This window comes from Vibrio crassostreae, from assembly GCF_041439375.1.
GTDB lineage: Bacteria > Pseudomonadota > Gammaproteobacteria > Enterobacterales > Vibrionaceae > Vibrio > Vibrio crassostreae_D.
In genome coordinates this window covers 51,076-61,827 of record NZ_JBGONY010000009.1, presented here as the reverse complement: position 1 = coordinate 61,827, position 10,752 = coordinate 51,076, and the positions used below count along the sequence as shown (strand labels likewise).

Here is a 10,752-nt window from a genome sequence, read left to right as displayed (position 1 = left end):
TACGACAATGTCTATGAAGGCGATGAAACCTTCGGTCTGGTGGTGACAGAATCGAACGGCGTGACGTCTAACGGCACGGCGACAGGCGAAGCGACCATCACAGACGACGGTACAGGTACAGGCCCAGGAACCCCAGACAACGATAAGCCAGCATTATCGGTGACTGACGCGGGTGACGTGAACGAAGGGACAGATGCGGTCTTCACCGTGTCACTGTCGAATGAAACCGAAGCGCCAGTGGTGGTGAATCTAGCGCCAACGACGGACGGTAACTACACAGCAGAAGCCAACGACCTTGGTGACATGGTGGTGACTTACGTCGATGGAAATAACCAGACACAAACTCTGACGGTGGATGGAAGCGGCAACGTGACGATCCCAGCGGGCGTGACAGCGATTACTGTGACCGTTCCGACTGCAGACGACAATGTCTATGAAGGCGATGAAACCTTCGGTCTGGTGGTGACAGAATCGAACGGCGTGACGTCTAACGGCACGGCGACAGGCGAAGCGACCATCACAGACGACCAAGTTGCACCAAAAGTTAGTATTACTGCAGATACAGCCTCCGTAGTAGAAAACAGTGATGCGAGCTTTACCATAAGTATTGACCAGTTGGCGGCTGAAGATGTAACTGTAACGTTTACTATCGGTGGCGATGTAACTAACGGTGATTATTTAGCTCCGACTACTTATACTGTGACGATCCCTGCGGGTCAAACCTCCGCACCATTAGATATTAAAACTTTAGATGATGGCATTTATGAAGGTGCAGAAAATCTAGAGATCATTCTCATGAGCTCAGCGGGAGCTAATTCATCACTTGATATTAGTGCTTCCGAGGCGACGGTGATTATTGTGGATGCGCAGCACGCACCAGAATTCATTTCTGATGGGGACACTGCAGGCGATTTACCAAATTCTGATAGTTACAACTTTGGTTCAATAAGAGAAAATTCTGTAAGTGGCACTGTTGTTGGTACTGTCGTCGCTGAAGACCAAGACAGTGATGAACTCCGTTATAGCTTTGCCGATGGTTCTTTAAGTAATGGATTATTTAATATCGATGCTGTAAGCGGTGATATCACTTTAAATCAAACTATAGATGATGCTGATCTGGGTGCTTATACATTAAATGTTAGGGTCATCGATGGTACAGGTGGTGAAGATGCCGCGGTGGTTGATATTGCTTTAACTAATGTCAATGATGCGCCAGAAGCGTCACCTTCTGCTATAACTATTTCGGAAGATGCTCAGGGTATCGCTTTAGTACTTGCCTGGTCATCATTCGGTGTCTCAGACGTCGACTCTCCGGATACGTCCTTGTCAGTCGAAATCACTTCTTTACCAGTTGATGGTATGTTCGAATATATGGATACCCAAGGTGTTTGGCAGCCAGTTCAACAGGGGCAAGAGTTAAGTAAAGATCAATTTGATTCAAACGGAGTTCGCTTCACTCCTGATTATAATGAATCTGGTGATGATAGTTTTGGTGGTTCAACTGTTGGTGATCAATCATCTGACTATGCTCATATTGGGTTTAAACCAACAGATGGCCAAAATGACGGTCAGGAGTCAACATTAACCATTGATGTTACACCTGTAGCAGACAAACCAAATCTAGCTACGGTTACTCCTGGACTCTCATTGCCTCAACAAGAGTTTAATGTGACAACTTGGAGTAACGTTAATATCGGTGGTCATAATGGTCTTGGCGTAACTGGTCTTGTGCTTATTGATGCCATTGATATGCTCGACCCGGTAAGTGGTGTTCAATCCACAACAGTAAATGCTGAAGACACTGGCACAAACGCAACTCTACAAGATGAGGCTGTGCTAATTACCGCGTTGGTATACCTTGAAGCTGGTACCAGCTATGATTTTATCGGAACTGCCGACGACAGCATTGCTATTACAATTGGCGGAGTCTTACTCGATGAAGCTCGATGGGGGAATGATCGTGGTGACATTAAAGGCGGAGCCTTTGTTCCGTCAGAGTCTGGTTTTTACCCAATAGAGATTTATCACCACAACCAAAGTGGTGCCGGTAACTACAATGTAAATGTTTCCATTGATGGTAATGCAGCAGTCGACTTGAGCAACAGTAATCTTTATATCGTTAGTGATGAAAATGCTCTAAATAATGTAGATTTTAGAACTTCTGAACTTCAAGAGGTGAACGGCGTTGAGTTTTATGAGACCTATGAAGTTAATGAAGGGCTTCAAGATACTGAAATTCCATTATCTGAAATCCGCGCGAGCTTAAGTGATACAGATGGCTCTGAATCGTTAGCCGTAATATTGGCAGGGCTTCCTGTTGGTGCAGTTATTTCCGACGGTAATGTGTCGGTTACAATCAGTAGTACTAGTGAGAAGGTTGATGTTACGGGGTGGGTATTAGACTCTCTCACTGTTATGCCGCCACAGGGTAGTCATGACGATTTCACGATATTTGTGACCGCAACAAGTACTGAAGATTCGAATGGAGACTTTGCTCAATCAAACGCGACTATCAATGTGATTGTTCATGAGAATCTCACAACTAATACAGTAAGTGATACAGGCCTCGTTAACGAAGATGAAATATTACAAGGTAATGTTTTAGCGAACGATACCGATGGAGATAATGTTCTCCAGGTTGACTTCATTACTATTGATGGCCTTGATTACGCGATTGGACAAACCGTGTCAATTGATGCCGGTACGTTAGTTGTGAATCAAGACGGCAGTTACAGCTTCGATCCGGCCGATCATTGGTCTGGTGACGTTCCGGCGATTACTTACACGACTAACACCGGAGCTACAGAAAACTTAGACATTGAAGTTATCGCTGTAGCAGATGCGCCTATTGTCAAGATAACACTTGGGGATATGGTTAAGTTGAATGCGATTTCGTCTCATCATGCTGATGTTATTGCTGCAGTTGGCAATAATCAAGTAGAGAACACTGACCTAGCGATTGAGATAGGGCTAGATAATTCGCTACCATCCCATCTTGGTGATAACAATGACTATAGTGACACTGATACATTGTTTGTTGGCGGAAACAACGTCGATAGTATGTATGGAGGCGGTGGTGATGATGTCTTTGTTGGGGGAGCTCAAAACGACTCTTTCTATGGTGATGATGCGAGTAGTAATACCACCCATGATGGGGTTGATACGGTTTATCTAACAGGTAACTTTGAAGATTATAACTTTACCTTTAAAGATAACCACGGCGGCGGCGTGCCATATTGGATCCTCTTGGATACTAATTCTATCGATTCAGTGAACGATCATAGTGGACAGGAGGATCGTGGTGACCATTTGTATGAAATTGAGCGTGTAGTATTTGCAGACAAAGTTATAGAACTGAACCCTGACGGCACATACGCGGTGCTTCAAGATAGAATGATTCCAGTCGATGTTGATGTTGACCTTGTTGATACAGACGGAAGCGAAAGCTTATCTCAGACAGTAACAGTAGATGGCCTTCCTGAAGGTATTGAGGTTTATGTTAATGGACAAGCTATTGATGCTGAAGTAGACGGTACTTTTCTTGTTCCAATTGATTCAAATGGGAATGCTTCATTTAATATTAAAGTACCGTTTGACTACGAAGGTACCCTTGACTTCCCAGTCAGCGTTACTGCAACGTCGGTAGAGTCCTCTAATAGTGATAGTGCTTCTAGTACTGAAACTGTTGATGTAACAGCACGCGATTACGTGTTGGAATCTGGTTCCCATGGGAATGACATGATTAATGGTAGCGCGGATCATGATTTAATTGTTGGTGATGTTCAGGGCATAGAAATTATTGCTGGTGAAGATTATAACATTGCATTCGTGCTTGATACTTCGGGGAGTATGGGGAGTTGGGTAGGTACAGCTAAACAAGAAATCCTCGATGTATTCGACGAACTTCAAGCGGCTGCAACTCAAGGTTCACAACCTGGTACTGTGAATGTTCTGTTGACAGAGTTTGCATCTGGCGCGACGTTTATTGTTTCAGTTGACTTAAGTTCTCCAACAGCAAGACAAGATTTTGTGGCGCAGCTGAACACCATAGGAAACAATGGTAGCGGTGGTACGAATTACGAATCAGGTTTACAATCTGCAGTAGACTGGTTCGGTAGTCAGCCTAATCCTAATGGTCAGAACATCACTTATTTTATCACTGACGGTAAACCTAATAGACATACCGATCTAGATAATTTGCCTCAGAGTGATTTTTCTAAAGTGATTTTAGATGTTGATTCAAGCGGCCAGTTAGTGACGTTAGAAGATATTGTCGATGACTATAACTATACCTACGGTCAGACTGTGAACTATAAAGGAAACGTTCTTATTGACTCTTCAGGAAGAATTTATTCCCCGTCTACTACTCAGAAAATTGGTGATATTGACAGATCAAATGGTAGCCTGTATTACGATGACGAAGGTGGAAATTCTGTTCAAGCTCAACACATGTATCAAGTGCTAGCTGGTCTTTCGAGTGTCGAAGCAATTGGCCTGGGTAGTGGCGTCAACGCGAATACCCTACAGCAATATGATACAGATGGCGTTGTTGACTCAAATATCGATGTGACCAAGCTTGCTGAAACTATTTTGGGCCAAGATGTACCATTAAAACAAGGGGCTGATACCCTTCATGGTGGAGATGGCAACGATATTCTATTTGGTGATTTGATTGATTTTGGTTCAAACGAACAGGGGCTGAGTGCTATTCAATCACATGTTGCCAGCGAAACTAGTCAAGATGTATCAACTGTTGATGCAGAAGATATACACAACTACGTGAAGGGTAACATTCAAGAGTTTAACCAAGATCACCAAGGTGACAAGACAGATTACCTCTATGGGGATGATGGTAACGACATACTATTTGGTCATGGCGGCAATGATGTTCTCGAAGGTGGGAAAGGTGATGACATACTAGTCGGTGGTTCCGGTAATGACCTATTAACCGGTGGTGAGGGTGATGATCTATTCGTTATAGGTGAGGCTGATTTTGTTAACTCATTAGATGTGATCACTGACTTTACTGTAACTGAAGATCATATTGATCTTTCTGATTTGCTACACAATGGCGAGAATATGGATGATCTGTTAGGTGACGTGACGGCGAAAGTTGTCGATAGCAATGATGTTGAGCTCCATATTGATCGTGATGGTAATCATCAAACTATCAATTTAGAAGATGCTGTAGACCAGCTAGGTTATGTGGATGTCAACTCTGGTGATATAACAGGGCAAGCATTGAGCAACTTACTCAATGATGTTATATATAAACCGCAAGATTAAAATAATAAAAAAGGGCCGAAAGGCCCTTTTTTATTACGTCTGTTTTGCTATAAAAGCTAGATTCTAAAGCACGAAAATTAAAGCACCTTACAAGCAAAACCTTTTAGGTAGAAGCCTTCTGGGTAGGCCGTGTCCGTTAGGTGGTCGGCTGCTTGCTCGAAGCGTTCTACGAACTTAACAGTGCGGCCTGCGTCTAATGCAGCGTCGGCGATGATTTTCTGGAACAAATCAGTACCCATTAAACCAGAGCAAGAGTAGGTGAGTAGAGTACCACCTGGTTTCAGGATTTGCATCGCAAGCATGTTAACGTCTTTGTAGCCGTTAGCGCCTGAAGTCAGGTTATTCTTGCTTGAAACAAACTTTGGTGGATCCATGATTACTACGTCAAACTTAGTACCTTGGTCTCGATATTCACGAAGCAGTTTGAAAACGTCAGCGTTTAGGAATACAGCGCGCTTTTTCGAGATATCAAACTCGTTAAGTTCAGCGTTGAACTTAGCGGTATCAAGAGCAAGTTGAGATACGTCAGCGTTGATAACACGCTTCGCGTCGCCTTTTAGTGCGTAAAGGCCAAAACCACCTGTGTATGAGAAACAGTTAAGGACATCTTTACCTTTAACGTACTTCATAGATTCTTTGCGGCTATCACGTTGGTCCATGTAGAAGCCCGTTTTGTGGCCTTCCATGATGTTTACACTGATTTTAACGCCATTCTCTTCAATCACAATTGACTTAGGTGGTTCTTCACCGTGAAGTACGCCGACAACCTGTTCTAGGCCTTCTTTTTTACGAACCGCTACGTCTGAACGCTCGTAGATGTTGCAGTCAGGGAAGCACTCGATTAACGCTTCAACCAACACGCTTTTGTTAAACTCAGCGCCAGCACTTAGCAGTTGGCAAACAAGAAAGTCTTGGTATTTGTCGATTGTGATACCTGGCAAGCCATCAGACTCTGCGGCCGTTAGGCGGTAGCCCGTTAGACCATCACGCTCAATGATGTCTTCACGTAAAGACTGTGCGTCTTGAATTCGTTTTACGAAGAACGCCTTGTTGATCTCTTCTTTTTCAAATGTCCAAACACGAGCTCGAATTTGAGATTCTGGTGAGTAAGCCGCTTTTGCAAGCCACTGACCATTTTGAGCATATACGTCTACAGTTTCACCTTGTTTTGGTTCGCCTTCGACCTTATCGATACCGCGTGAAAATACCCAAGGGTGTTTGCGGCGTAGTGATTTATCTCGGCCTTTAGCTAGATGAATTGAAGGAGTCATAATTTACTCTGTTTGTTGAATTTGAAGGAGGGGTATTGTCGGGGAAGTACAGGTGAAAAGCAAATAAGAAAGGGCTGCAGAAGCAGCCCTAGTAATGATTAATCAACACATTGTGGTGGATATCAGTATTAAGCTTTAAGACCTGTCAGCAAACCTTCCATCGTATCGCTTTGTTTACGAAGTTGGTCAACATTGGAATTACTCTTACTGATCATCTCGCAGATACTGTCTGACTGATGACGAATCTCTTCAACACTCTGTGCAATGTTGTCAGCGACTACGCCTTGTTCTTCAGCCGCGGTAGCAATTTGAGTGCTGCTATCTGAAATAGACTGGTTCTTTTCCGCTAATGAACCGATCTCAACGTTCACTTCTGACATCAGTGTTTGGCCTTCATTAGCATTGTTCACCGTGACTTCCATCAGCTTGGTCAGTGATTGGCTGTTACGTTGTAATGACTCAATCATACTTTGGATTTCAACCGTTGCTTGCTGAGTACGACCGGCAAGGGCACGAACTTCATCGGCAACAACAGCAAACCCACGACCTTGCTCGCCAGCACGTGCGGCTTCGATAGCGGCGTTCAACGCCAACAGGTTAGTCTGTTCAGAAATACCGTTGATGGTAGTGACGACTTCATCGATCTGCGCTGCGTTGGCATCCAGCTCTTCTACTGCTTGTGAAGCGGATTGGATCTCTTGAGATAGGCTAGAGATAGACTCCAATGTATTTGAAACCTTGACTTGACCGCTCTGAGCAACGCCGCGAGCGTCCATCGTTTGTGAGCTAGACTCATGAGCAAGGGTAGCGACTTCGCGAATCGTAGCAGCCATTTGCTCCGTTGCACTTGCTAAGCTATTCAGGTGTTCTTGTTGGTTACCAGAGATGTCTGAACTTTGTTGTGTTGACTGGTTTAAGTCCGAGCTGATCTGCTGCATTAGAGCGACAGACTCTTGGATTGACAGAACCATGTTTTGTTCACGCTCTGCTACTTTGTCGATCGTAATAGCGATTTCACTAAACTCATCACGAACTAAGAAGTAGTTCATGCGGCAAGTTAGGTCACCATTAGCCAGTGTGTTTAAAGCTTTGTTCATAGAGAACATCGCACCACCGATGAAGGTCATGATGTAGTAAACACCCAGCGCGATAAGCGTTAGGGTTACAGCGATGATAGAAACCTGAGTCGTAGACAGAGCAGACCAAAGGTTTTGGTCATGGTTAGCAACTAGGCTGAATGCACCATTCATTACCGAAACAGAACCAGCACCGTAGCCCAAAGAGATGGTTTCAGAGCTGCTGACAAGTTGAGCGACTTGATCTTTAGTGAGTTGACCTGCTTCGATAAGTCCTTTCATCAAGAGCATTTCTTCTTGATAAAGGTGAGCAAGCAAAGAGTCCGCGGCGCTATCTAAAACGAGAGTTAATATAACTAGGGCGAGAAGAGGTAATAAGAAGAGTAGATAGAACTTTTCTTGGATTTTTAGGTGAATGAGATATTTGTCAATCCAACGAAATGGGATTTCTTTCATAATCGTTATACTCGAAGTAAGTCCACCAATAAGTGGTGAATGAATAGAAGCTCAACTATATCATTCATATAAATTATGAGGCAACGTTATGGAAAGTTCACAATATATTTTTGTCGTGTCAGGCGTAGTTCAATGTGTTGGGTTTCGTTACCACACCAGTAGGCAGGCGCAAGCTATGGGTCTCTCAGGCTATGCGAAGAACTTAAATGATGGTCGAGTTGAAGTATTAGCTGTCGGAGAGAGTCAGCAAATAGAGAAGTTGCATGCTTGGCTCAACATAGGCCCTTCGAGTGCAATCGTAGACAACGTAGAGATGCATCAAGTTAAAGATAGTGAGCGCCAAGACGTACGTGTAGGGACGTTTAAAATACTGTAGTTATGGCACTACAGTATTTATATCGAGCGTAATTAAATAACTTAAAGCGGGTTAGGTTTTTACAAGCACTTTGCTGGTTTAGGTAAACCGGCGAGCTTGGTTGCTTGTTTTGCCGGCCCTTTTTTGAATAACTTGAATAGGTACTTGCTGTTACCTTTTTCTGGGCCGTGCGCTTTTTCCATCGCTTTAACTAGCATACGAACCGCTGGTGAGGTATTGAACTCTTCGTAAAAGCTCCTTACAAAATGGACGACTTCTAAGTGTGCATCCGTAAGTTCAATAGCTTCATCTTGAGCAAGTATTTCAATCATACCTTCTTCCCATTGCGTGTAATCCAATAGGTAGCCTTGAGCGTCGGTTTCGATTTGCTTGCCGTTATATTCAAACATGTTTAATCCAGAATCCAATTAACTATGCGGGTAGGGTACATGACCAAGTTTATCTTTCTCAACTGAAATTGTAGCTATCCATAGAAATATCGTACTTATAGATACAAAAAAGCCCAAGAGGTAGGCTCTTGGGCTAGATATTCTTCAATGATGGGAACGATTAGTCGTCGTTGCCCATGATGCCTAGGATGCTTAGCAGGCTGATGAAGATGTTGTAGATTGATACGTACAAGCTGATCGTTGCAGAGATGTAGTTTGTTTCACCGCCACGAATGATGTTTTGCGTTGTAAGCAAGATAACACCAGTCGAGAATAGGATGAACATACCGCTCATTGCCAATGATAGTAGAGGCATCTGTAGGAAGATATTTGCAACCATACCTACAAGCAGTACTACAAAACCAGCTAATAGCATGCCGTTAAGGAACGACAGGTCACGCTTAGTTGTTAGCGCGTAAGCTGATGCGCCCATAAACGCCAGTGCTGTACCGCCAAGTGCAGTTAGGATGACATCACCCATGCCTGCGCCAACGTACATATTAAGAATTGGACCAATGGTGTAGCCTAAGAAACCTGTAAATAGGAATGTGAAGACTAGACCCATGCTGTTGTCACGGTTCTTCTCTGTTAGGAAAAGTAGGCCGTAGAAGCCAACAAGCATGATAATAAGACCCGGGCGAGGAAGGTTCATCGCCATGGATACGCCTGCTACAACAGCAGACCAAAGTAGTGTCATAGACAGTAATGCGTAGGTGTTACGCAACACTTTATTGGTTTGCAGAGCACTTTCTTGAGATGCTGTGCGTGAAAACATAGGGCTGTTCATAATCTTCCTCGTAAGGTGACTTCAATAGTTATTAGTACATTTATGGGGGTGAAAGTTCGAAAAATCAAGTCTTTCATTCCTCCTGTATACGTAAAATAATAATAAAAATAGTCGGTTAAGTGTTTCTGAAGGTGTAACAAAGTATTTCTTTAGGCTGTAATTAAGTATAGCTAAAATACGATCTTCAACCTTTAGTCGTCATAGCCAGTTATTTAGAACTTTAGAAAACCATCTATAACCTTGAAAAATAAAGAGGCGACCTAAGCCGCCTCTATAGTTTATGCATCATAACACATTAATGGTGTAAGATTTGACTTAAGAAGTTCTGCGTTCTGTCTGATTGTGGGTTTTCAAAGAAGTCGACAGGGTTGTTCTCTTCTATGATTTCACCGGCATCCATGAAGATAACGCGATCTGCTACCTCTTTAGCAAAGCCCATCTCGTGCGTCACACAAAGCATTGTCATGCCTTCTTCCGCTAGCTCAACCATTACGTCTAATACTTCACGAACCATTTCTGGATCGAGTGCCGACGTTGGCTCATCAAACAGCATCACTTGAGGGTTCATACACAAAGAGCGAGCGATAGCTACACGCTGTTGTTGACCACCTGAAAGTTGACCTGGGAACTTGTCTGCTTGCTCAGGAATTTTCACACGCTCTAGGTATTTCATCGCAATCGCTTCAGCTTCTTCTTTCGGCATCTTTTTGACCCAGATAGGGGCCAAAGTACAGTTCTCTAATACCGTCAGATGTGGGAACAGATTGAAGTGCTGGAAACACATGCCTACATCTCGGCGAACGGCTTCGATGTTCTTGAGATCTTCCGTCAATTCATTACCTGAAACAAAGATATGACCCTTTTGGTGCTCTTCTAATCGGTTGATACAACGGATCATCGTTGATTTACCTGAGCCGGAAGGGCCACAGATAACGATTTTCTCGCCTTTTTTAACTTCTAGGTTGATGTTCTTAAGTACGTGGAATTCACCGTACCATTTGTTCATGTCTTTCAACTCGATCATAAGACCTTGAGAGTTGTTTTCTGTCTGCTGCGTCATAATACGTCCTTG

The 10,752-nt window shown here is 43.5% G+C and carries 7 protein-coding genes; 2 read left to right on the top strand and 5 right to left on the bottom strand.

Annotation, left to right across the window (positions count from 1 at the left end; genetic code table 11):
• Window positions 1-5,286, top strand: a 5,286-nt coding sequence (locus ACED45_RS06170) for a Calx-beta domain-containing protein (RefSeq protein ID WP_371713513.1), incomplete at its 5' end; no start/stop codon positions are given.
• Between the two features lie 77 nt (window positions 5,287-5,363).
• Here the strand turns inward: ACED45_RS06170 and ACED45_RS06165 are convergent.
• Both ACED45_RS06165 and ACED45_RS06160 read right to left on the bottom strand, forming a co-directional pair.
• Window positions 5,364-6,557 (bottom strand): class I SAM-dependent methyltransferase, encoded by a 1,194-nt coding sequence (locus tag ACED45_RS06165; protein WP_017059708.1) that lies wholly within the window; start codon window positions 6,555-6,557, stop codon window positions 5,364-5,366.
• Between the two features lie 128 nt (window positions 6,558-6,685).
• Window positions 6,686-8,089, bottom strand: a complete 1,404-nt coding sequence (locus ACED45_RS06160; protein ID WP_017068925.1) for a methyl-accepting chemotaxis protein — start codon at window positions 8,087-8,089, stop codon at window positions 6,686-6,688.
• An 88-nt stretch (window positions 8,090-8,177) separates the two neighbouring features.
• Here ACED45_RS06160 and yccX point away from each other — a divergent pair, with 88 nt between their 5' ends.
• Window positions 8,178-8,465 carry an acylphosphatase gene (gene yccX, locus ACED45_RS06155; protein WP_048660773.1) on the top strand — a complete coding sequence of 96 codons (288 nt, stop codon included), beginning with the start codon at window positions 8,178-8,180 and terminating at the stop codon, window positions 8,463-8,465.
• Window positions 8,466-8,524: 59 nt separating this feature from the next.
• On the opposite strand, the gene ACED45_RS06150 is transcribed toward yccX, so the two are convergent.
• From ACED45_RS06150 to ACED45_RS06140, 3 genes are all read right to left on the bottom strand, one after another.
• Window positions 8,525-8,854 (bottom strand): TusE/DsrC/DsvC family sulfur relay protein, encoded by a 330-nt coding sequence (locus ACED45_RS06150; protein WP_017057205.1) that lies wholly within the window; start codon window positions 8,852-8,854, stop codon window positions 8,525-8,527.
• Between the two features lie 160 nt (window positions 8,855-9,014).
• On the bottom strand, window positions 9,015-9,680 hold the full coding sequence (locus ACED45_RS06145; RefSeq protein ID WP_102432721.1) for a Bax inhibitor-1/YccA family protein: 666 nt from the start codon (window positions 9,678-9,680) through the stop codon (window positions 9,015-9,017).
• 295 nt (window positions 9,681-9,975) lie between these two features.
• Window positions 9,976-10,740 (bottom strand): amino acid ABC transporter ATP-binding protein, encoded by a 765-nt coding sequence (locus ACED45_RS06140; protein WP_017059704.1) that lies wholly within the window; start codon window positions 10,738-10,740, stop codon window positions 9,976-9,978.
• Window positions 10,741-10,752 lie beyond the last annotated feature (12 nt).

Bases quoted from the DNA above. Each gene is read 5' to 3' on its own strand.
- ACED45_RS06165 (WP_017059708.1), bottom strand. From the start codon at position 6,557: ATGACTCCTTCAATTCATCTAGCTAAAGGCCGAGATAAATCACTACGC.
- ACED45_RS06160 (WP_017068925.1), bottom strand. From the start codon at position 8,089: ATGAAAGAAATCCCATTTCGTTGGATTGACAAATATCTCATTCACCTA.
- yccX (WP_048660773.1), top strand. From the start codon at position 8,178: ATGGAAAGTTCACAATATATTTTTGTCGTGTCAGGCGTAGTTCAATGT.
- ACED45_RS06150 (WP_017057205.1), bottom strand. From the start codon at position 8,854: ATGTTTGAATATAACGGCAAGCAAATCGAAACCGACGCTCAAGGCTAC.
- ACED45_RS06145 (WP_102432721.1), bottom strand. From the start codon at position 9,680: ATGAACAGCCCTATGTTTTCACGCACAGCATCTCAAGAAAGTGCTCTG.
- ACED45_RS06140 (WP_017059704.1), bottom strand. From the start codon at position 10,740: ATGACGCAGCAGACAGAAAACAACTCTCAAGGTCTTATGATCGAGTTG.